Annotated in this window: 24 protein-coding genes; 17 read left to right on the top strand and 7 right to left on the bottom strand. The window is 47.2% G+C overall.

What is annotated here, in order from left to right:
• Positions 1-31: 31 nt before the first annotated feature.
• The 15 genes from thpR to panC all read left to right on the top strand — a co-directional run bounded on the left by thpR (position 32) and on the right by panC (position 14,132).
• Positions 32-562 (top strand): RNA 2',3'-cyclic phosphodiesterase, encoded by a 531-nt coding sequence (gene thpR, locus EFER_RS01085; protein WP_000016488.1) that lies wholly within the window; start codon positions 32-34, stop codon positions 560-562.
• Positions 563-576: 14 nt separating this feature from the next.
• Positions 577-1,281 (top strand): DNA/RNA nuclease SfsA, encoded by a 705-nt coding sequence (sfsA, locus tag EFER_RS01080; protein ID WP_001159440.1) that lies wholly within the window; start codon positions 577-579, stop codon positions 1,279-1,281.
• A 178-nt stretch (positions 1,282-1,459) separates the two neighbouring features.
• On the top strand, positions 1,460-1,915 hold the full coding sequence (dksA, locus tag EFER_RS01075) for an RNA polymerase-binding protein DksA (RefSeq protein ID WP_001155227.1): 456 nt from the start codon (positions 1,460-1,462) through the stop codon (positions 1,913-1,915).
• 65 nt (positions 1,916-1,980) lie between these two features.
• The gene (gene gluQRS / locus EFER_RS01070; protein ID WP_000132641.1) at positions 1,981-2,877 is read left to right on the top strand and encodes a tRNA glutamyl-Q(34) synthetase GluQRS; all 897 of its coding nucleotides are present in this window, start codon (positions 1,981-1,983) and stop codon (positions 2,875-2,877) included.
• Positions 2,878-2,936: 59 nt separating this feature from the next.
• Positions 2,937-4,334: a polynucleotide adenylyltransferase PcnB gene (gene pcnB / locus EFER_RS01065; protein ID WP_206748349.1), complete on the top strand. Its 1,398-nt coding sequence runs from the start codon at positions 2,937-2,939 to the stop codon at positions 4,332-4,334.
• Complete coding sequence (gene folK, locus EFER_RS01060; protein WP_000150769.1) at positions 4,331-4,810, top strand: 2-amino-4-hydroxy-6-hydroxymethyldihydropteridine diphosphokinase; 480 nt, start codon at positions 4,331-4,333, stop codon at positions 4,808-4,810. Before pcnB ends, folK begins: the two co-directional genes overlap by 4 nt.
• Positions 4,811-5,164: 354 nt before the next feature.
• Entirely contained in the window at positions 5,165-5,749 is a 585-nt protein-coding gene (locus EFER_RS01055; protein ID WP_000038429.1) for a fimbrial protein, read from the top strand.
• Between the two features lie 96 nt (positions 5,750-5,845).
• Positions 5,846-6,586, top strand: coding sequence for a fimbrial chaperone (locus EFER_RS01050; protein ID WP_000465914.1), 741 nt, complete (start codon positions 5,846-5,848; stop codon positions 6,584-6,586).
• A 35-nt stretch (positions 6,587-6,621) separates the two neighbouring features.
• Positions 6,622-9,219 carry an outer membrane usher protein gene (locus EFER_RS01045; RefSeq protein WP_001169655.1) on the top strand — a complete coding sequence of 866 codons (2,598 nt, stop codon included), beginning with the start codon at positions 6,622-6,624 and terminating at the stop codon, positions 9,217-9,219.
• A gap of 15 nt (positions 9,220-9,234) precedes the next feature.
• Positions 9,235-9,810, top strand: coding sequence for a fimbrial protein (locus EFER_RS01040; RefSeq protein ID WP_000594336.1), 576 nt, complete (start codon positions 9,235-9,237; stop codon positions 9,808-9,810).
• A gap of 11 nt (positions 9,811-9,821) precedes the next feature.
• Positions 9,822-10,430, top strand: a complete 609-nt coding sequence (gene yadL / locus EFER_RS01035) for a fimbrial-like protein YadL (RefSeq protein WP_105223358.1) — start codon at positions 9,822-9,824, stop codon at positions 10,428-10,430.
• A 25-nt stretch (positions 10,431-10,455) separates the two neighbouring features.
• Complete coding sequence (locus EFER_RS01030; protein ID WP_000553772.1) at positions 10,456-11,052, top strand: fimbrial-like protein; 597 nt, start codon at positions 10,456-10,458, stop codon at positions 11,050-11,052.
• Between the two features lie 24 nt (positions 11,053-11,076).
• Positions 11,077-12,363, top strand: a complete 1,287-nt coding sequence (locus EFER_RS01025; protein WP_000956757.1) for a fimbrial-like adhesin — start codon at positions 11,077-11,079, stop codon at positions 12,361-12,363.
• A 111-nt stretch (positions 12,364-12,474) separates the two neighbouring features.
• Complete coding sequence (gene panB, locus EFER_RS01020) at positions 12,475-13,269, top strand: 3-methyl-2-oxobutanoate hydroxymethyltransferase (protein WP_000805475.1); 795 nt, start codon at positions 12,475-12,477, stop codon at positions 13,267-13,269.
• An 11-nt stretch (positions 13,270-13,280) separates the two neighbouring features.
• Complete coding sequence (gene panC / locus EFER_RS01015; RefSeq protein ID WP_000905379.1) at positions 13,281-14,132, top strand: pantoate--beta-alanine ligase; 852 nt, start codon at positions 13,281-13,283, stop codon at positions 14,130-14,132.
• An 81-nt stretch (positions 14,133-14,213) separates the two neighbouring features.
• Here the strand turns inward: panC and EFER_RS24525 are convergent, their stop codons facing one another.
• Positions 14,214-14,429: an RpnC/YadD family protein gene (locus tag EFER_RS24525; protein WP_000351998.1), complete on the bottom strand. Its 216-nt coding sequence runs from the start codon at positions 14,427-14,429 to the stop codon at positions 14,214-14,216.
• 68 nt (positions 14,430-14,497) lie between these two features.
• Positions 14,498-15,430, bottom strand: coding sequence for an Rpn family recombination-promoting nuclease/putative transposase (locus EFER_RS01005; protein WP_000339927.1), 933 nt, complete (start codon positions 15,428-15,430; stop codon positions 14,498-14,500).
• 273 nt (positions 15,431-15,703) lie between these two features.
• Between EFER_RS01005 and panD the strand changes: the two genes are divergently transcribed.
• Positions 15,704-16,084 carry an aspartate 1-decarboxylase gene (gene panD, locus EFER_RS01000; protein ID WP_000621515.1) on the top strand — a complete coding sequence of 127 codons (381 nt, stop codon included), beginning with the start codon at positions 15,704-15,706 and terminating at the stop codon, positions 16,082-16,084.
• Between the two features lie 3 nt (positions 16,085-16,087).
• Here the strand turns inward: panD and EFER_RS00995 are convergent, their stop codons facing one another.
• The 4 genes from EFER_RS00995 to EFER_RS00980 all read right to left on the bottom strand — a co-directional run bounded on the left by EFER_RS00995 (position 16,088) and on the right by EFER_RS00980 (position 19,609).
• Positions 16,088-17,314 (bottom strand): polysaccharide deacetylase family protein, encoded by a 1,227-nt coding sequence (locus tag EFER_RS00995; protein WP_000591804.1) that lies wholly within the window; start codon positions 17,312-17,314, stop codon positions 16,088-16,090.
• A 56-nt stretch (positions 17,315-17,370) separates the two neighbouring features.
• Positions 17,371-17,811, bottom strand: coding sequence for a PTS sugar transporter subunit IIA (locus tag EFER_RS00990; protein ID WP_000901979.1), 441 nt, complete (start codon positions 17,809-17,811; stop codon positions 17,371-17,373).
• A gap of 104 nt (positions 17,812-17,915) precedes the next feature.
• The gene (locus tag EFER_RS00985; protein ID WP_000972208.1) at positions 17,916-18,686 is read right to left on the bottom strand and encodes an ABC transporter permease; all 771 of its coding nucleotides are present in this window, start codon (positions 18,684-18,686) and stop codon (positions 17,916-17,918) included.
• Entirely contained in the window at positions 18,683-19,609 is a 927-nt protein-coding gene (locus EFER_RS00980; RefSeq protein WP_000150637.1) for an ABC transporter ATP-binding protein, read from the bottom strand. Before EFER_RS00980 ends, EFER_RS00985 begins: the two co-directional genes overlap by 4 nt.
• A 108-nt stretch (positions 19,610-19,717) precedes the next feature.
• Here EFER_RS00980 and can point away from each other — a divergent pair, with 108 nt between their 5' ends.
• A complete protein-coding gene (gene can, locus EFER_RS00975; RefSeq protein WP_000651599.1) occupies positions 19,718-20,380 on the top strand; it encodes a carbonate dehydratase in 663 nt (220 codons plus the stop codon).
• 40 nt (positions 20,381-20,420) lie between these two features.
• On the opposite strand, the gene hpt is transcribed toward can, so the two are convergent.
• Entirely contained in the window at positions 20,421-20,957 is a 537-nt protein-coding gene (gene hpt, locus EFER_RS00970) for a hypoxanthine phosphoribosyltransferase (protein WP_000683336.1), read from the bottom strand.
• Positions 20,958-21,026 lie beyond the last annotated feature (69 nt).

The following is a 21,026-nucleotide window of genomic DNA, read 5'->3' as shown; positions in this document are numbered from 1 at the left end:
CATCGCGGTAATGCATAACCGAGTACCTCACATGTCCGGGCCACAAAAGCTGTTCTTTGCTATCGAATTACCTGCACAAATCCGCAAACAAATCGTTCACTGGCGGGCAGAGCAGTTTCCCCAGGAAGCGGGCCGCCCGGTTGCCGCCGGGAATCTCCATCTGACGTTGGCATTTTTGGGTGACGTAAGTAGCGAGAAACAGCAGATCCTCAGCCAGCTTGCCGGGCGAATTCGTCAGCCCGGTTTCACCCTAAGACTCGACGATGCCGGGCAATGGCCTGGGGCTCGTGTAATATGGCTGGGAACACGTCAGCCGCCGCGCGAGCTGCTACAACTGGCCAATTTATTGCGCTCACAGGCCGCACGTAGCGGCTGCTATCAAAGCCCGAAACCTTTTCATCCGCACATTACGCTATTGCGCGACGTAAGCCATGCGGTGGCGATTCCCGCACCAGGATTTTGCTGGTCATTTCCGGTGAGTGAATTTGTTCTGTATGCCTCCACGTTTACCCGTGGCTCTACCCGCTATACAGCATTGCAACGCTGGACATTAACGCCATAACAAGGAATTGATCGATGCAGTTTTTCCCACCTTTACAGCGCGCCACATTAATCCAGCGCTATAAACGCTTTTTAGCCGATGTGATCACACCTGATGGTCGTGAATTGACGCTACACTGTCCCAATACAGGTGCAATGACTGGCTGCGCCACGCCTGGCGATACGGTCTGGTATTCAACGTCAGAGAATACAAAGCGTAAGTATCCTCACACGTGGGAACTGACTGAAACGCAAGCTGGCGCATTGATTTGTGTGAATACGCTTTGGGCCAATCGTCTGACGAAAGAAGCCCTTGAGAATGACTGGCTTTCAGAATTGTCAGGCTATAGCGAGTTAAGGAGCGAAGTAAAATACGGGGCCGAACGCAGCCGTATCGATTTCATGTTACAGGCAGGGTTTCAACCTGACTGCTATATTGAAGTGAAATCGGTTACGTTAGCGGATCACGGACAAGGCTACTTTCCCGATGCAATCACCCAACGTGGGCAGAAACATCTTCGGGAATTGATGAGCGTAGCGGCTGAGGGGCAACGAGCGGTAATTTTGTTTGCCGTGTTGCATTCAGCCATTACACGGTTTTCACCCGCGCGGCACATAGATATGAAATACGCGCAACTTTTGACTGAAGCTCAGCAAAGGGGGGTAGAAATTCTGGCCTATAAAGCTGAAATTTCTGCCGAAGGCATGTCGCTTAAAAAATTATTACCCATTACGTTATAGTGGAGTAAGTAACTGGTTATTTTACATTCTGGTCGCGTGCGCAAATACGCTTTTCCTCACAAGCTTGTCAAGTGTTACGTTTAGATAATTGCTATCCGGAAAAGCATCTGCTATTTATAGCGGCCTCATTTTTTCCCCCGCACATGGGGATCGATAGTGCGTGTTAAGGAGAAGCAACATGCAAGAAGGGCAAAACCGTAAAACATCGTCCCTGAGTATTCTCGCCATCGCTGGGGTGGAGCCATACCAGGAGAAGCCGGGCGAAGAGTATATGAACGAAGCCCAGCTGGCGCACTTCCGTCGTATTCTGGAAGCATGGCGTAATCAACTCAGGGATGAAGTCGATCGCACCGTTACACATATGCAGGATGAAGCAGCTAACTTCCCGGACCCGGTAGACCGTGCAGCCCAGGAAGAAGAGTTCAGCCTCGAACTGCGTAACCGTGACCGCGAGCGCAAACTGATCAAAAAGATCGAAAAAACGCTGAAGAAGGTTGAAGACGAAGATTTCGGCTACTGCGAATCCTGCGGTGTGGAAATCGGTATTCGTCGTCTGGAAGCGCGCCCAACAGCTGATTTGTGCATCGACTGCAAAACGCTGGCTGAAATTCGCGAAAAACAGATGGCGGGCTAAGCCAACCGTTTCATCACGTTTACCACAGGCGGGAATTACTCCCGCCTTATTTTTTGTTCAAAGAGATGACTGACACACATTATATTGGCCGCTTCGCCCCCTCACCTTCCGGCGAGCTCCATTTTGGTTCTCTGATTGCCGCGCTCGGCAGTTTTCTTCAGGCTCGTGCCCAACACGGTCATTGGTTAGTACGCATTGAAGATATTGATCCACCGCGTGAAGTTCCCGGTGCCGCTGATACCATTCTGCGCCAACTGGAACATTACGGGCTGCACTGGGATGGCGAAGTTCTTTGGCAATCACAACGTCACGATGCCTACCGTGAAGCGCTAGCCTGGTTACAGCAACAAGGGCTGAGCTACTATTGCACCTGTACCCGTGCACGGGTGCAGAGCGTCGGCGGAATTTACGACGGGCATTGTCGTGAGCTGCATCATGGACCTGAACATGCAGCTGTGCGAATAAAACAGACGCACCCAGTGACACAATTTACCGATCGCCTGCGTGGTGTTATTCACGCTGACGAAAAACTGGCCCGGGAAGATTTTATAATTCATCGCCGTGATGGGTTGTTCGCCTACAACCTGGCTGTTGTGGTTGATGATCATTTCCAGGGCGTTACAGAAATAGTGCGTGGGGCTGATCTGATTGAACCGACAGTAAGGCAAATTTCGCTGTACCAACTCTTTGGCTGGCAAGTACCGGATTACATCCATTTACCGCTGGCGCTAAATCAACAAGGCGCTAAACTTTCCAAGCAGAATCATGCGCCTGCGTTGCCGAAAGGTGATCCACGCCCGGTACTAATCGCGGCGTTACGTTTCCTTGGGCAACCTGAGTTTCCGTCGTGGCAAGATCTCAGTGTTAATGAATTATTACAAAGTGCAGTGAACAACTGGCGGCTCACCACAGTGCCAGAGTCAGCAATTGTAAATTCAACATTCTCAAATGCGTCATGCTGAGCTATGATTAGCCGCTATTTTTTTGTCCTGAATGATGTTTGACACTACCGAGGTGTACTATTTTTACCCGAGTCGCTAATTTTTGCCGCAAGGTGCTAAGCCGCGAGGAAAGCGAGGCTGAACAGGCTGCCGCCCGTCCACAGGTGACGGTGATCCCGCGTGAGCAACATGCTATCTCTCGCAAAGATATCAGTGAAAACGCTCTGAAGGTAATGTACAGGCTCAATAAAGCGGGATACGAAGCCTGGTTGGTTGGCGGTGGTGTACGCGACCTGTTACTTGGCAAAAAACCAAAAGATTTTGATGTCACCACCAACGCCACGCCGGAGCAGGTTCGCAAACTGTTCCGTAACTGCCGCCTGGTAGGTCGCCGTTTCCGTCTTGCTCATGTCATGTTTGGTCCAGAGATTATCGAAGTCGCAACCTTCCGTGGACACCACGAAGGTAATGTCAGCGACCGCACGACATCCCAACGCGGGCAAAACGGCATGTTGCTGCGCGACAACATTTTCGGTTCCATCGAAGAAGACGCCCAGCGCCGCGATTTCACCATCAATAGCCTGTATTACAGCGTGGCGGATTTCACCGTACGCGATTACGTTGGTGGGATGCAAGACCTGAAAGAAGGCATTATTCGGCTGATTGGTAACCCGGAAACGCGCTACCGTGAAGATCCGGTACGTATGCTACGTGCCGTGCGTTTTGCCGCGAAACTAAACATGCAAATCAGCCCGGAAACCGCCGAGCCAATCCCGCGCCTGGCCGCATTGCTCAACGATGTACCGCCAGCTCGCCTGTTTGAAGAATCTCTTAAACTGTTGCAGGCAGGTTACGGTTACGAAACCTACAAGCTGCTGCGCGAATACCATCTGTTCCAGCCGTTGTTCCCGACCATTACTCGTTACTTCACCGAAAACGGTGATAGCGCAATGGAACGGATGATTATTCAGGTGTTGAAGAACACCGATAACCGTATTCACAACGGTCTGCGCGTGAATCCTGCGTTCCTTTTTGCAGCGATGTTCTGGTATCCGTTAATGGAGACAGCACAACGCATTGCCCAGGAGAGCGGTCTGACCTGGTCAGATGCCTTTGCACTGGCAATGAATGATGTACTGGACGAAGCCTGCCGTTCGCTGGCGATCCCTAAACGTCTCACTACGTTAACCCGCGATATCTGGCAATTGCAGTTACGCATGTCGCGCCGCCAGGGTAAACGTGCATGGAAGCTGCTGGAGCATCCAAAATTCCGTGCGGCTTATGATCTTCTGGCACTTCGTGCCGAAGTTGAGCGCAATTCTGAATTGCAACGCCTGGCAAAATGGTGGGGTGAATTTCAGGTTTCTGCGCCACCAGAACAAAAAGGCATGCTTAATGAGCTTGACGAAGATCCGGCACCGCGCCGCCGTCATCGTCGTCCACGCCGACGTGCCCCGCGTCGTGAGGGTACGGCGTGACCATCGCCTATATCGCCATCGGCAGCAATCTGGCCTCTCCGCTGGAGCAGGTCAATGCTGCCGTCAAAGCACTTAGCGAAATTCCTCAAAGCAAAATTCTTGCTGTTTCCTCTTTTTACCGCACCCCGCCGCTGGGGCCACAAGATCAACCTGATTACCTCAACGCCGCCGTGGCGCTTGAAACCTCCCTCGCCCCGGAAGAGTTACTCAACCATACACAGCGCATAGAGCTGCAACAGGGTCGTGTTCGTAAAGCTGAACGCTGGGGACCACGCACGCTGGATCTCGACATCATGCTGTTTGGTAATGAAGTGATAAATACCGAACGTCTGACCGTTCCGCACTACGATATGAAAAATCGTGGCTTTATGTTGTGGCCACTGTTTGAGATTGCGCCGGAGCTGGTTTTTCCTGATGGTTTATTTTTAAATAAGCTCTTACATAAAAAAGGTTTTACTAAACCTGACAAATGGTAATTCATCATTTTAGTGAATATAAATTTATTCTGAAAATCTAATTCGATGCATTGCCAATTAATGTAATCTGATATAAATAAAAATTTGCGAAACAATATATATTTTTTATCACTCATAAAAATTACCTCCATACACTATTTTTGATTCCTTTGAAATTTAATTTTACTTAAAGATGATTTAAGTGGATTTATTCATTTTTTTATGCACAATGTCCAACCTAATGATGAATGGATGTAACAATAGGTAAAACAAACATTCATCATTTACAAACTCACTACGGTTTCTCTTGGTTGATTTACTAAAAATTAAATTCAACTTAGAGATCGAACTCATGGAATATGTTCAAGGATTTTTATGTCTAAAAAATTAGGTTTTGCTCTCTCTGGTCTTATGCTGGCAATGGTTGCAGGTTCCGCTTCTGCTGATATGGACGGTGGTCAGTTAAATATCAGTGGTCTGGTTGTTGATAATACCTGTGAAACCCGCGTAGACGGCGGTAACAAAGATGGCCTGATCCTGCTGCAAACTGCAACTGTTGCGGAAATCTCTGAGGGTGTGCTGGACACTACCGTTGGTGCTAAAGCTAAACCATTCAGCATCACTGTTGACTGTAGTAAAGCTAATCCGGCACCAGGCAGCACAGCAAAAATGACTTTTGGTTCAGTCTTCTTTGGTAACAGTAAAGGAACACTGAATAATGACATGTCAATTAATACGCCATCTGACGGTGTTAATATTGCTCTGCACAATATTGAAGGTTCTACTATTAAGCAGGTTAAAATCAACAATCCTGGCGATATCTATTCCAAAGCACTGGATGCAACTTCCAAATCCGCAACTTATGATTTTAAAGCATCTTATGTTCGTGCAGATGCGAGCCTGGCAGCCACCGCTGGTTATGTAAAAACTAACACTGCATATACCGTTACTTATCAGTAAGCATTTCCATCTATATTCATGAATTGAATACATACAGGGAATAATATTGATATTTCATACTACTCCCTGTTTTTTTAACTCTGCCAGGAATGGTTTATGTTTTTCAACACTAAACATACAGCAGCATTATGCTTCGCAACCTGTGTAGCTTTTAGCTCATCAGCTATAGCAGATATCGTAATTTCCGGTACACGCGTAATCTATAAAAGCGACCAAAAAAGTGTCAGCGTTCGTCTGGAAAATAAAGGCAATAACCCATTACTTGTTCAAAGTTGGCTGGATACCGGCGATGACAATGCTGAGCCTGGCAGTATTACCGTACCCTTTACTGCGACTCCGCCCGTATCACGCATTGATGCAAAACGCGGCCAAACTATCAAACTGATGTACACCGCCAGCAGCGTCCTGCCAAAAGACAGAGAAAGTGTGTTCTGGTTTAACGTACTGGAAGTTCCTCCAAAACCAGATGCCGCAACAACTACAAATCAAAGCCTGCTGCAGTTGGCATTTCGTACCCGTATCAAATTGTTTTATCGTCCTGAAGGGTTAAAAGGCAATCCGTCTGACGCGCCGTTAGCACTTAAATGGACATGGGCAACTGCGGGAGGCCAAACAGCTTTGCGAGTAGCAAACCCTACGCCTTATTACGTCTCTTTTAGCAGTGGTGATCTAGAAACCAGTGGCAAGCGCTATCCACTCGACGTGAAGATGATTGCGCCATTCAGTAACGATGTCATCAAGGTGAATGGTATGAGTGGCAAATCAAGCTCTGCAAAAGTTCATTTCTACGCCATTAATGATTTTGGTGGCGCAATTGAAGGCAATGCAACCCTGTAGTCAGGCAGGGGATATAACGCAGCAGGAAGCGAAACGTGCAAAAAATAACAACAACTCATCCTTACAACCTCACGCAGATCGCTACGCTTTGTGCGCTGCTTTATAGTTCCTGTAGCATAAGTGCTGAACACGTTGAATATGACCACACCTTCCTGATGGGGCGTGATGCTTCAAATATCGACCTTAGTCGGTACAGTGAAGGTAACCCTACGCTACCCGGTATTTACGACGTAAATGTTTATGTTAATGATCAACCCGTCATTAATCAAAGTATCCCTTTTGTCGTTATTGACGGGAAGAAAAATGCCCAGGCTTGTATCACCCAGAAGAATATATTGCAGTTTCACATTACCCAACCAGATATTCATAGTGAAAATGCGGTACTACTGGAGCGAGATGAAGAACTCGGTGATTGTCTCAATCTGACCGAAATTATCCCGCAATCATCTGTGCGCTATGATGTGAATGATCAACGTCTGGATATTGATGTCCCCCAGGCATGGGTCATGAAAAATTACCAAAACTATGTTGATCCGTCATTATGGGAAAATGGTATTAATGCTGCCATGCTTTCGTATAACGTTAACGGTTATCATAGTGAAAGCCCTGGCAGAAAAAATGACAGCCTTTATGCCTCATTTAATGGTGGTGTGAATTTAGGCGCATGGCGAATGCGCGCTTCAGGTAACTACAACTGGATGAACGATTCTGGTAGCGATTACAATTTTCAGAATCGGTATTTGCAGCGCGATCTTGCATCACTACGTTCGCAATTAATTATTGGTGAATCCTATACCACTGGGGAAACTTTTGATTCCGTAAGCATTCGTGGCGTTCGCTTATACAGCGACAGTCGGATGCTTCCCCCTGCATTAGCCAGTTTTGCTCCGGTTATTCATGGTGTCGCCAACACTAACGCAAAAGTGACTATCACTCAGAGCGGTTATAAGATCTATGAAACAACAGTACCACCAGGTGCATTTACTATTGATGATCTCAGTCCATCAGGCTATGGCAGCGACCTCATTGTCACGATTGAAGAAGCTGATGGCTCGAAGCGGACTTTCTCTCAGCCGTTTTCATCGGTAGTGCAAATGCTACGTCCTGGCGTTGGTCGCTGGGATATTAGTGGTGGTCAGGTATTAAAGGACGATATTCAGGATGAACCTAATTTATTTCAGGCCAGCTACTACTATGGCCTAAACAACTATCTGACCGCGTATACAGGTATTCAGCTCACCGATAATAACTATACTGCCGGATTATTGGGACTTGGTTTAAATACGTCCCTGGGTGCTTTTTCTTTCGATGTCACTCACTCCAATGTCCGCATCCCTGAAGATAAAACCTACCAGGGGCAGAGCTATCGTTTATCGTGGAACAAATTATTCGAAGATACCAGTACGTCGCTAAATATCGCGGCTTACCGCTATTCAACGCAGAATTATCTTGGTCTTAATGACGCTTTAACACTCATTGATGAAGTGAAGCATCCAGAGCAAGAGCTTGAACCGCAATCCATGCGTAATTACTCGCGCATGAAAAATCAGGTTACGGTCAGTATTAACCAACCGCTGAAATTTGAGAAAAAGGATTACGGCTCCTTTTATCTTTCGGGAAGCTGGTCTGACTATTGGGCTTCCGGCCAAAATCAAAGCAATTATTCCATTGGCTACAGCAATAGTGCCTCCTGGGGCAGCTATAGCATTAGTGCTCAGCGTTCCTGGAATGAAGATGGTGAAACCGATGATAGTATCTATCTCAGTTTCACCATTCCAATTGAAAAACTCCTGGGGACAGAACACCGTGATTCAGGTTTCCAGAATATTGACACTCAGCTAAACAGCGATTTTAAAGGTAATAATCAACTAAATATCAGTAGCAGTGGTTACAACGATAACAATCGCATCAGTTACAGTGTGAATACTGGCTATACGATGAATAAATCCACCGATGATTTAAGTTATATCGGGGGTTATGCCAGTTATGAATCCCCTTGGGGAACATTGGCCGGTTCGGTTTCCGCAAGTAGTGATAATAGCCGTCAGTTTTCGCTCAATACCGACGGTGGTTTTGTGCTGCACAGTGGAGGTCTGACATTCAGTAACGACAGCTTTAGTGATTCCGACACTCTGGCAGTGGTTCAGGCCCCCGGAGCAAAAGGTGCCCGTATCAACTACGGTAATAGTACTGTAGATCGCTGGGGCTATGGCGTAACCAGCGCCCTGTCGCCATATCATGAAAACCGCATCGCTCTGGATATTAACGATCTTGAGAACGATGTTGAATTGAAAAGTACCAGTACTGTTGCCGTACCGCGTCAGGGCTCTGTCATCTTCGCTGGTTTTGAAACGGTACAGGGGCAATCAGCGATTATGAATATTAAACGTAGCGATGGTCGTAACATTCCATTTGCTGCGGATATTTATGATGAGCAAGGCAATAATATTGGAAATGTCGGCCAGGGCGGGCAAGCTTTTGTGCGTGGTATCAGTCAACAGGGTAATATCCAGATTAAATGGCTCGAAGCGGGTAAGCCCGTAAATTGCCTGGCCCATTATCAACAAAACGCAGAAGCAGAAAAGATCGCACAAACGATTATCATCAATGGAATTAATTGTCAGATTCAGTAACCACAAGGGCTCCACATGATAAAAATGACACCATATAAATTAACAATACTAATGGGTATATTATTTTCACCATCAGTATTTGCTACAGATATTAATGTTGATTTCACCGCAACGGTGAAGGCGACAACCTGTAATATTACTCTCACTGCACTGAATGGCTCAAGTGTTACAGATGATGGTAACGATAATTACACACTACGAATACCCAATATGGGATTGGATAAAATAGTTAATAAAACAGCCGAAGCCCAGGCAGACTTTAAACTGGTTGCCAGTGGTTGTAGCGGTGGCATCAGCTGGATTGATACAACGCTGTCAGGCAACAAGTCTGGTAGCGCTCCAAAATTAATAGCGCCATTATCATCAGACACATCCTCAACAACCAGCTATATTGGTATGGGAATTAAAAAAATAAATACTGATGATTCTACATTTCTGACCCCTAACAGCGCAGAAAAAATTCGCTGGAGCCTGACAGAAATCAATACAGACGGTCTCTCAATGACCGTTGCATTGCGTGAAACAGGTGCAGGTCAAGGCATGCCAGGTAATTTTCGTGCTAAGGCAACTTTTAATTTCACCTATCAATAACAAGGATGACAATAATGATGTATAAAAAATTACGTTATGGATTATCCGTAAGTATGATTCTTGCTGCATCCCAGTTAGTCGCGCCATCCTATGCGGCTACCGACAGTATCGGTCTGACAGTCGTTACCACTGTTGAGACTGGGACTTGCGACGCAAAACTGGTTAATGATAGCAATCAACAAATTTCTGCAGTGGATTTTGGCGATGTTTATATTTCTGAAATCAATGCAAAATCAAAAATTAAGACTTTCAAATTACAGTTTAAAAACTGCGCGGGTATTCCCGGGAAAAAGGCTCTGATAAACCTGACCAAACGCGCAACTTGCGAAGGGACCAGTAATGACGGAGCAGGTTTTGCAAATGGTTCTACAGGTACCGGCAAAGCAAGCGCCGTTGTGGTAGAAGTCTGGGACACCACTGTACCTGCAACGGGAAGTGCGGCTCCATTTAGCTGTGCAGCACCGGCAAATAAAGAGGTAATTATTGCCTCCGCCACAGGTAATAACGTAGTGGACTATCCGATGAGCGCCCGTCTGGTGGTTGATAAAGATAAAACTGTCAGCGACGTTACCGCTGGCACATTTTCTGCACCAGCAACATTTACCGTGACTTACAACTAACTGGTCGCCATATCAGGTACTTACTATGCATCCCACCCAACGTAAAATGACGAAGAAAGCAGGTTTATTTCTGTCGTTAATATTATCAATGATACACCCCGTCATGGCGGGAATGGATATTGATATGACGGCTAATGTCAAAAATAGCACCTGCAAAAGCGGAATTAGCAATCAAGGTAATATCGATCTTGGCGTCGTCGGTGTGGGATATTTTGCCGGTAATACCTCTGCTGAAGACAATCAACCTGGCGGAAAAGAATTTACCATCACGGTGACAGACTGTGCATTTCAGGGAACAGGAGATGTACTCAATCAGTTGCATATTGAATTCCGCCCTCTTAGCGGTGTAATGGCAACAGGCTCCAGGCAAATATTTAATAATGAGAACGTCTCGGGGGCCAGTAATGTTGGCGTCGTTATCTTTTCTATCCAGGACCCGGCAAACACCTTCAATGTTCTGAATACAGCTGGCATTTCTCGTTCAATTTATCCGGTGATGTCATCAGAGATGAATAATTCATCCTGGAAATTTTATACCCGAATGCAAAAAGTTAACCCAGCACTTAACATTACATCCGGTCAAGTCAAAAGTACTGTACTGGTCGACGTCTACTATGAGTAATCTCTAATATAAGAAGATAATAATATGTTAACGCTAAAAATCGTATATAAAACGCAAGCATTTTTAAAGTGCTGCATTCTGCTCTTATTATCTCTTTCTAGTATTTCCTTCGCGGCTAACACTGGTTTTGTTGTAGGAAATCCCCCCCCATCGTCCACTAGTCTGGCTGGGCCCTCAGGTAATGGAAAAGCAACTTTCAGATATGCCACCATCACAAACAACCTAATTTTTTATAAACCTACAGGCTCTGGCATTAATCAAACAGGAGTAAAACTATACTGGGCGGAATTAGATAGTGCGGGTGGTAGTGGCGGAACAGGGGTATTGTACTGTAATACCAGTGGGAATGCCAGTGGTGGTGATATGACTATTGAAAATGCCATGGTGTATTCAGGTAAAAACTATAACGGGCATAAGTTATTTAGCACATCAGTGCCAGGTCTTTATTACACACTGTTAATTTCAAATGTCTGGTCAGCCTATAGTACGCTAACGAACATCGGCTCCGGTTTATATATTGGTGATAGTAATAATCCCAAGCAGTATTTTGCATTTCGCATCACAGATAGTGATTTACAGAGAAATGGATGTAATAAGGCTAACAGTACCAGCAGATACTGGGCTATTGGTGGCGTTATGCAAAGCCTTACCGTCGAATTTTATACTGACTCCTCTTTCGATCCCGTACAAAACCAGAAGGTTCAATTGTTACGTACTCGCGACTATCTTTATGCTTTTCATGCTGAAGGCGCTGGCATTGGCATTAATGAACATAGTTATTTTCTTTTTATAGATTTTGATCTAACTAATGTAACAATTACATTACCTACATGCTTCACCTCCGTTTTGAGTGGTTCAGCTGTCAGTGGCTCAACAGTAAAAATGGGTGAATATACTTCCCAACAAATAAAAAATGGTGCAACCCCAGTTCCTTTTGATATTAACTTACAAAACTGCATCCGTGTTCGTAATATTGAAACAAAACTCGTCTCCACAAAAATCGGCACAGAAAACAAGAAACTTCTGGGTAATACGCGCACAGGTAATGATGCGGCAAAAGGAGTTGGTGTATTAATTGAAGGGTTAGCAACCAACAAAAGTGTAAAAATGATACTGGAACCCAATGTTTCAACATCTGTTTATAAAGATTACGAAACAGAAAATGATACCACTGATGGGATTTACCCAGATCATGGTAACGGTACTTCACAACCTCTTCATTTCCAGGCGACCTTACAACAAGACGGAAATATTCCTATAGAGTCAGGTGAGTTAAAAGCCACCAGTACTTTTCAGGTGACCTACCCCTGATAGCATCGTTGCACCGCCTGATAATGGCGGTGCAACAACAGAGAAATCATTGCCCCCACCAATGTGACTGATAAAATGCAAACAGCACAACATCATTTATCAGGATACGTTATGAAACCGACCACCATTGCTTCATTGCAGAAATGCAAACAGAACAAAAAACGCTTCGCGACAATAACCGCTTACGACTACAGCTTCGCTAAATTGTTTGCCGAAGAAGGACTTAACGTGATGTTGGTTGGCGATTCGCTGGGCATGACTGTTCAGGGGCACGACTCAACACTCCCGGTAACCGTTCAAGATATCGCCTACCACACTGCTGCCGTACGTCGTGGCGCACCAAATTGCCTGCTGCTGGCTGACCTGCCGTTTATGGCGTATTCCACCCCGGAACAGGCCTTTGAAAATGCCGCCACAGTAATGCGTGCCGGAGCCAATATGGTCAAAATTGAAGGCGGCGCATGGTTGGTTGAGACAGTACGCATGCTGACTGAACGCGCAGTTCCGGTGTGTGGTCATTTAGGTTTAACCCCACAGTCAGTGAATATTTTTGGCGGCTACAAAGTACAAGGGCGAGGCGATGAAGCGGGCGATCAACTGCTCAGCGATGCGTTAGCCTTAGAAGCCGCTGGTGCACAGTTGCTGGTACTGGAATGCGTACCGGTTGAACTGGCGAAACGCATTACCGAAGCGCTGGCGATTCCGGTAATCGGCATTGGCGCGGGCAACGTCACCGACGGGCAAATCCTCGTAATGCACGACGCGTTCGGTATTACCGGCGGCCATATCCCTAAATTTGCAAAAAATTTCCTTGCCGAAACGGGCGACATCCGCGCAGCAGTGCGTCAGTATATAGCTGAAGTGGAGTCCGGTGTTTATCCGGGCGAAGAACACAGTTTCCATTGAGGAGTCACGTTGTGTTAATTATCGAAACCCTGCCGTTGCTGCGTCAGCAAATTCGCCGCCTGCGAATGGAAGGCAAACGCGTGGCACTGGTGCCTACTATGGGTAACCTGCACGATGGTCATATGAAGCTGGTTGACGAAGCCAAAGCCCGCGCCGATGTGGTCGTCGTCAGTATTTTCGTTAACCCGATGCAATTTGACCGCCCGGAAGATCTGGCTCGTTATCCACGAACCTTGCAGGAAGACTGCGAGAAGCTAAACAAACGTAAAGTGGATCTGGTTTTCGCTCCCTCGGTAAAAGAGATCTATCCGAACGGTACAGAAACCCACACCTATGTCGATGTTCCAGGCCTTTCCACCATGCTGGAAGGTGCCAGCCGTCCAGGACATTTTCGCGGCGTATCGACCATCGTCAGCAAACTGTTCAACCTGGTCCAGCCGGACATCGCCTGCTTCGGTGAAAAGGATTTTCAGCAACTGGCGCTGATCCGCAAAATGGTTGCCGACATGGGCTTTGATATTGAGATTGTCGGAGTGCCGATTATGCGCGCGAAAGACGGTCTGGCGCTCAGTTCCCGTAACGGCTATCTGACGGCGGAACAACGTAAAATTGCGCCGGGTCTCTACAAAGTCTTAAGTTCAATTGCCGACAAATTGCAGGCTGGCGAACGGGATCTCGATGAAATTATTGCTATTGCCGGGCAAGAACTGAATGAAAAAGGTTTCCGTTCCGATGATATTCAGATTCGCGATGCCGACACCTTGCTGGAAATCTCTGAAAACAGCAAACGAGCGGTGATTCTGGTAGCCGCCTGGCTTGGCGATGCTCGCCTGATCGACAACAAAATGGTCGAACTGGCGTAATATTTAACTGGCGCTACGGCTGATGGCGCCAGTTATTCATTGCCACGTTATCTGTAAGCGATTATTCATAACGCAGACAACTTAGTTAGAGTTAATTAGCTTATCAACCTCTGTAAGAGGTAAAGTTGTCACCTCTGCAACGTCTTCCCGAGACATTCCTTTACTCAGAAGACGCTGGGCCAGCCTTACCTTCTGGAGTCCCTCTTTATATCCCTTCTGAAATCCCTTCTGAAATCCCTTCTCTTCAAACCACTGCGCCAACGTCTGCCTGGTTTCTCTCCGTGTCTTTATGTCCATAGGTTCCCTTAATTATCTGGTCAGTTAACAATAACAATTATCTGGCTATAACTGATAATACAGACAACTTAGTTAATCATTTTATCAATCTCAGCAAGAGGTAAATTTGCCATCTCTGCAACGTCTTCCCGAGACATTCCTTTACTCAGAAGACGCAGGGCGAATTCCTGACTTACTTCCTGTCTTCCCTGCTGAATCCCCTTCTCAATTCCTTTCTCCATTCCTTTCTCCATTCCCTTCTCAATCCCCTTCTCTTCAAACCACTGCGCCAGCGTCATCATAGACTCCCCTCCCGTTTCCCTGTCTCTCACCACACCATAAAACAAATCCGCTTGTTCAGTATGACCGCGTTGCAGCATATAGTTTTGCATGGCAACTAACTGACTTCCGCTAGTGTACCCTTCGTCAATCAGCGTGACCAGTTGCTCCAGCAATAACATTAAGTCGCGCTGGCGAATATGTTTTTGCAGCAGTTCGAGAATCGCAATCCGCCGATGTTGCATGATTTCGTCATCCGGTGTGATAGTGATATCCACCAGCGGGAAAGGACTGTTATAGACGCGTCGCGCCAGCTCCGGCGAGTAAAACATATCAAACCAGCACATTGAGAGTGGATAAGGTGTGGCCTCGCCCTGATAAAACAGAATCGGCACCACCAGCGGCAGCTTATCGTGGTCAGCCTCCAGATGCCGGTGCATGGCGGCAATAGAATAACGCATCATACGAAACGCCATTTTTTTGTCCGGCTTGCTTTGGTGTTCAATCACAACATGTAGATAGCCCGTATTACCCTGCATTTGCACGGAATAGAGCACATCAGTGCTGTGCCCTTTCAGGCTTTCTTCAATAAAACTCCCCGACTCAAGATGCAGCGTGTCGAGGTCACACAGTTCGCGTAGCTCCGCTGGCAAATGGATATCCAGAAAGTCGCGAGCCGTCTCCGCATGCATTAAAAATTGTTTAAATACCGCGTCATGCGGTGTGGTACTCGGTGCATCCATCTTCCCTGCCTTCCGTGTTGTCTTGCGTGAAGGCAGTATCCAGTCAAGGCGCGCCGTCGTCAGCCGCCTCTTTAGTGTTTACCGAGCAGCGTTCAGAGAAATTTCAATTGGTTACAGGCGTTACATGGCACGCTTCGGCACGGTACGCAAACTGCTGATGCAAATGCCGTCAGATGAGTAGACACTAAACAAAAATCGGGCAATACTGCGTGAGAATTTCCTCAAAGCAGGCATCGCCTGCTTCGTTAACGACAGGGTAGAAAGGTAGAAGTTATGATTCGCACGATGCTGCAGGGCAAACTCCACCGCGTGAAAGTGACTCATGCGGACCTGCACTATGAAGGTTCTTGCGCCATTGACCAGGATTTTCTTGACGCAGCTGGTATTCTCGAAAACGAAGCCATTGATATCTGGAATGTCACCAACGGCAAGCGTTTCTCCACCTATGCCATCGCGGCAGAACGCGGTTCGAGAATTATTTCCGTTAACGGTGCGGCGGCCCACTGCGCCAGCGTCGGCGATATTGTCATCATCGCCAGCTTCGTCACCATGCCAGATGAAGAAGCCCGTACATGGCGGCCCAACGTTGCCTACTTTGAAGGCGACAACGAAATGAAACGTACCGCGAAAGCGATTCCGGTACAGGTTGCCTGATAATCACCCCTGCGGCTGGTTACTCACCAGCCGCGACATCGTCTCCAGCGAATCCGTTCTCAAGATATAAAGCCGTTTTAGTAACAACGGATTATCCCCCGGTTTTACTTTGCCTTTCATGGTCGTCACCGCCAGGTGAAATCCGGCATCGTTTGCAGCCTTCACGGCTTTGTCATTAAATCCACCAAACGGATAAGAAAGATACAAAACATGTGGATTAAATTGGTTTAACGCCCGGCGAGAACGTTCGAAATCAAAAAGAATATTATGCTCACTGCGGCTGAGTAATATGGGTCGGCGATATCCATCGACCCGATGTAAAAAATGAGTATGTGACTGGAAATCAAAAACATCACGAACATCTCGCAGTTCAGAAATACTCATAAACTGTAATGACTGAGGATTCCATTTTTGTGGATGACGTTTAATACGCGAAGTAATAATAAATGCCGTCGCCTTCATACCGTATTTTTTCAGAATGGGATATGCATAACGACTCACTGATTTCAAGCCATCATCAAACGTCAGTACCACCGCGCGAGCCGGAAGATTCATTGAATTACGCAGATACCCTTCCAGTTGATACAAGGTTAACGTGGTATATCCACGATCGCGCAACCAGGTCATCTGGTTATTGAAAGCTCGCACCGACGTCGTGGTCGACGTATGACGAAAACGGGTGTTCTCTTCATCGCGTAAAATATGATGGTAGGTCAATACAGGAATACCGTTATCCTGCTGCGCATCCAGCGCACTGATATAGGCCAGTCGTTCGCCAATACGAATTTGGTACCAGGTTTGATTCAGACGATCTTTTAATTTATTAATAATGGGGTATCGCAAATTATCGGCCAGCACGCCAAATGGCGCACTACCCGCATCAGGCGCGTTGTATATCGGAGTATCTTTCCATGTAATAATATTTTGGTTACTCAGTGGCTTATTCAGATCCCCCAGGCCATCTTCAACTTTTTGTCGCCCTTGTACAGGTTCCAGATGCCCCTTATCAATATATCCCGTAGCAAAACCAAAATTGAATTCATAATAATCAGCTGCAGTTGGGATGACCGAAATAATCTGCCCGGCACGAATGTTGCCAACGGTAACCGTTTTGTCGCCAATTTTTCCCCAGATAGCCGCATCCTGAGTCGTTTGCATATAACGCGCGGGAAGTGCTGCACTGACACCAGATGAAACCAGCAGCAGTAAAAAAATAATCTTTTTAATCATGAGAAAACTACCAGGCGAGAAACAGCGCCGTTAGTGTAACAAAATCGGAATGCGATTTAATACTCGAACCAATTATGCTTGAGGACAAAGGGGGGATTCTTTTGTTGTTGGTGCCAGAGACTACTAACTTCAGGCCCACCCAGTTCGACAATTCGCTCGCGAAACTCCGCACTGGATAACGTTTCACGGTAGGCCAGCATCTGTTCAACTAACGGTAACGTTACCCCAGAAATCACTTCGCAGCGGGAGTGTTTGTGGCTTAATAGCGAAGCCACGCGGTACGGCGGCGCTCCGGCAACATCAGTTAAAAAGATCACCCCATCGCCAGAGTCTGCTTCATGCAGAGCATCGCACATCATACGGCTGAGCATATTAGAACTTAATCCTCGCCAGAAATTCACGGCCCGGCACTGAAGAAGCGCCCCGTGTTTTTTCTCCAGCGCATCCAGTATCTCTTGCGCCCGATCATCGTGACAGGTAATTACCCAACCTAACATCACCTTCCTCCTTAGCCGAAAATCAGTCTACCCTGACCATTGTTGATAAAGGGTGATAGCCTTCAAAACTCCTCTCCCCCGAATCCAGAGGAGAGGAAATAGCCTTAGCTACGCAAACCACGCCCACGTTGGATCAGCGACCAGCAAATCAAATAAAACGCCACAATAAAGACCACCAGTACGCCAAATGTAGTGACCAGCGGCACATCATTGATTCCGAGGAAGCCGTAGCGGAAACCACTGATCATATAAACGATCGGGTTCAGGTGCGACAGTCCCTGCCAGAACGGCGGCAGCAAAGTCAGGGAGTAAAAGACCCCGCCCAAATACGTGAGTGGCGTTAACACAAAGGTTGGCACCAGGCTGATGTCATCAAACGTTTTGGCAAACACGCCGTTCAGCAATCCAGCAAGGGAGAATAACACCGCCGTGAGCACCAGCGTTAAAGCGACAAATACCCACGAATGCACCTGAAACGGCACAAAGAACAGCGAAATTGCTGTCACCAGCATGCCAACAAGCAGTCCGCGCGCTACGCCACCGCCGACATATCCGGCAATAATCACGTGAGTCGGTACGGGTGCAACCAGCAGCTCTTCAATATTACGCTGGAACTTGGCACCAAAAAATGATGAAGCGACGTTGGCGTAGGCATTGGTGATTACCGACATCATGATCAGCCCCGGCACGATGAACTGCATATAGCTGAAGCCATGCATATCGCCGATGCGCGAACCAATCAGGTTACCGAAGATAATAAAATAAAGGGTCATGGTGATGACCGGTGGCACCAGCGTCTGCACCCAGATACGCATAAAGCGATGGATCTCTTTCGCCCAGATGCTTTTTAGTGCCACCCAGTAAAGATGCATCATGCGCGATCTCCTTGTTTTTCATTAACCAGTGAAACAAACAGCTCTTCCAGACGGTTAGCTTTGTTACGCATACTTAATACCTGAATGCCCTGCTCACTTAACTGCGTGAACACGCTGTTGATCCCCTGCTCACGCAGCACTTCAACTTCCAGCGTAGCAGTATCGACCAGTCGATACTGATAGCCATCGAGCTTCGGTAACGGGCTTTTCGGCGCGAGATCGAGAATAAAAGTTTCCGATTTCAGCTTCGCCAGCAGCGCCTTCATCGAGGTATTTTCCACCAGCTCACCGTGTTGAATAATGCCGATATTGCGGCACAGCATTTCTGCTTCTTCCAGGTAGTGCGTGGTAAGAATGATGGTGGTGCCTTTGTCGTTTAAATCCTTCAAAAATCCCCACATTGAGCGGCGAAGTTCGATATCCACACCTGCGGTTGGTTCGTCAAGAATCAGCAGTTTAGGTTCATGCATTAACGCACGAGCAATCATTAAACGGCGCTTCATCCCCCCCGATAACATACGCGCACGTTCGTTACGCTTTCCCCATAAATCGAGCTGTTTAAGATACTTTTCGCTGCGGATGTACGCTTCTTTGCGCTCTACACCGTAGTACCCCGCCTGGTTCACCACAATTTGTTGCACGGTTTCAAACGGGTTGAAGTTAAATTCCTGCGGCACCAGTCCCAACTGACGTTTAGCGTTCACGACATCCTTCTCGAGATCGTAACCAAATACGCTGACCCGCCCGGAGGTTTTATTTACCAGAGAGCTGATAATACCGATAGTGGTTGATTTCCCGGCCCCGTTCGGCCCGAGAAGCGCATAAAAATCACCCGCTTCGACCTGCAAATCGATTCCACGAAGCGCCTGAACGCCGCCTGGATAGGTTTTTTTAAGCTGTTGAAGTTCCAGTGCAATGGTCATAAATTTTTACTTACCTTACGTTCTTACACTTTATCTGTGGTTTAAATCGTCCCGGAGTTGCCCTATATTAGCCAAACGTAATTATTTGGTTACAGGTCGTTAACCTCCATGAAAGACATAGATACACTCATCAGCAACAATGCACTATGGTCAAAAATGCTGGTGGAAGAGGATCCCGGGTTTTTTGAGAAACTGGCGCAAGCGCAAAAACCGCGCTTTCTATGGATTGGATGTTCCGACAGTCGCGTTCCTGCAGAACGTTTAACCGGTCTTGAACCGGGCGAACTCTTTGTTCACCGTAATGTTGCTAACCTGGTCATTCACACCGACCTGAACTGCCTTTCCGTGGTTCAGTATGCAGTGGATGTTCTCGAAGTTGAACACATTATTATCTGTGGCCACTACGGTTGCGGCGGCGTACAAGCCGCAGTTGAAAACCCAGAACTGGGGCTTATCAACAACTGGCTGCTGCACATTCGCGATATCTGGTTCAAACATAGCTCATTGCTTGGCGAAATGCCGCAAGAGCGCCGTCTGGATACCTTGTGTGAACTGAACGTCATGGAACAGGTATATAACCTGGGCCACTCCACCATTATGCAATCAGCGTGGAAACGCGGGCAGAAAGTTACCATTCACGGCTGGGCCTACGGCATTCACGACGGTTTGCTGCGTGATCTGGATGTTACCGCCACCAACCGCGAAACCCTTGAACAACGTTACCGTCACGGGATTTCCAATCTCAAGCTTAAACACGCCAACCACAAATAAAAACACCATGCCGGATGCAACACATCCGGCACATCCGCACTTACTCGTCCAGCAGCACTACTTTGCCGATGTACGGCAGATGGCGGTAACGCTGAGCGTAATCAATGCCGTAACCCACCACAAACTCATCCGGGATCGAGAAACCGATAAATTCTACCGGGACGTTCACTTCACGACGGGACGGTTTATCCAGCAGCGTACAAATCGCCAGCGACTTCGGTTCGCGCAGGCTTAAGATTTCACGCACTTTCGACAGTGTATTACCCGAGTCGATGATATCTTCAACAATCAGCACGTCCTTGCCACGGATATCTTCATCCAGATCTTTGAGGATTTTCACATCGCGGGTGGTGGACATGCCGCTACCGTAGCTGGAGGCGGTCATAAAATCGACTTCATGAGATACCTGAACTTCACGGCACAGGTCCGCCATAAACATAAATGAGCCACGCAGCAGGCCTACCAGCACCATATCGCTGCCGCTGTCTTTGTAACGCTCAGTAATCTGACGACCCAGTTCGGCGATACGCGCTTTAATCTCCGCTTCGGGGATCATTACTTCTACAGTATGTTTCATATCTCTAACCATATGATTTAAAAACAAATCACTTCGCACGGGCAGGTTTTGGCACCGCAACAAAGCGCA

The sequence above is a fragment of the Escherichia fergusonii ATCC 35469 genome, from assembly GCF_000026225.1.
Classification (GTDB): Bacteria; Pseudomonadota; Gammaproteobacteria; order Enterobacterales; family Enterobacteriaceae; genus Escherichia; species Escherichia fergusonii.
Note: the sequence above shows the minus strand (reverse complement) of the source record. Positions and strands in the feature narration are given on the sequence as shown.

Excerpts from the sequence above, each read along its gene's own strand:
- gluQRS (WP_000132641.1), top strand. The coding sequence starts at position 1,981 with ATGACTGACACACATTATATTGGCCGCTTCGCCCCCTCACCTTCCGGC.
- can (WP_000651599.1), top strand. The coding sequence starts at position 19,718 with ATGAAAGACATAGATACACTCATCAGCAACAATGCACTATGGTCAAAA.
- EFER_RS01005 (WP_000339927.1), bottom strand. The coding sequence starts at position 15,430 with ATGGATGCACCGAGTACCACACCGCATGACGCGGTATTTAAACAATTT.
- sfsA (WP_001159440.1), top strand. The coding sequence starts at position 577 with ATGCAGTTTTTCCCACCTTTACAGCGCGCCACATTAATCCAGCGCTAT.
- EFER_RS00980 (WP_000150637.1), bottom strand. The coding sequence starts at position 19,609 with ATGACCATTGCACTGGAACTTCAACAGCTTAAAAAAACCTATCCAGGC.
- EFER_RS00985 (WP_000972208.1), bottom strand. The coding sequence starts at position 18,686 with ATGATGCATCTTTACTGGGTGGCACTAAAAAGCATCTGGGCGAAAGAG.
- hpt (WP_000683336.1), bottom strand. The coding sequence starts at position 20,957 with ATGAAACATACTGTAGAAGTAATGATCCCCGAAGCGGAGATTAAAGCG.
- EFER_RS00990 (WP_000901979.1), bottom strand. The coding sequence starts at position 17,811 with ATGTTAGGTTGGGTAATTACCTGTCACGATGATCGGGCGCAAGAGATA.
- dksA (WP_001155227.1), top strand. The coding sequence starts at position 1,460 with ATGCAAGAAGGGCAAAACCGTAAAACATCGTCCCTGAGTATTCTCGCC.
- EFER_RS01050 (WP_000465914.1), top strand. The coding sequence starts at position 5,846 with ATGTTTTTCAACACTAAACATACAGCAGCATTATGCTTCGCAACCTGT.
- EFER_RS01030 (WP_000553772.1), top strand. The coding sequence starts at position 10,456 with ATGCATCCCACCCAACGTAAAATGACGAAGAAAGCAGGTTTATTTCTG.
- EFER_RS00995 (WP_000591804.1), bottom strand. The coding sequence starts at position 17,314 with ATGATTAAAAAGATTATTTTTTTACTGCTGCTGGTTTCATCTGGTGTC.
- EFER_RS01025 (WP_000956757.1), top strand. The coding sequence starts at position 11,077 with ATGTTAACGCTAAAAATCGTATATAAAACGCAAGCATTTTTAAAGTGC.
- EFER_RS01040 (WP_000594336.1), top strand. The coding sequence starts at position 9,235 with ATGATAAAAATGACACCATATAAATTAACAATACTAATGGGTATATTA.
- thpR (WP_000016488.1), top strand. The coding sequence starts at position 32 with ATGTCCGGGCCACAAAAGCTGTTCTTTGCTATCGAATTACCTGCACAA.
- EFER_RS24525 (WP_000351998.1), bottom strand. The coding sequence starts at position 14,429 with ATGGACATAAAGACACGGAGAGAAACCAGGCAGACGTTGGCGCAGTGG.
- panB (WP_000805475.1), top strand. The coding sequence starts at position 12,475 with ATGAAACCGACCACCATTGCTTCATTGCAGAAATGCAAACAGAACAAA.
- panD (WP_000621515.1), top strand. The coding sequence starts at position 15,704 with ATGATTCGCACGATGCTGCAGGGCAAACTCCACCGCGTGAAAGTGACT.
- EFER_RS01055 (WP_000038429.1), top strand. The coding sequence starts at position 5,165 with ATGTCTAAAAAATTAGGTTTTGCTCTCTCTGGTCTTATGCTGGCAATG.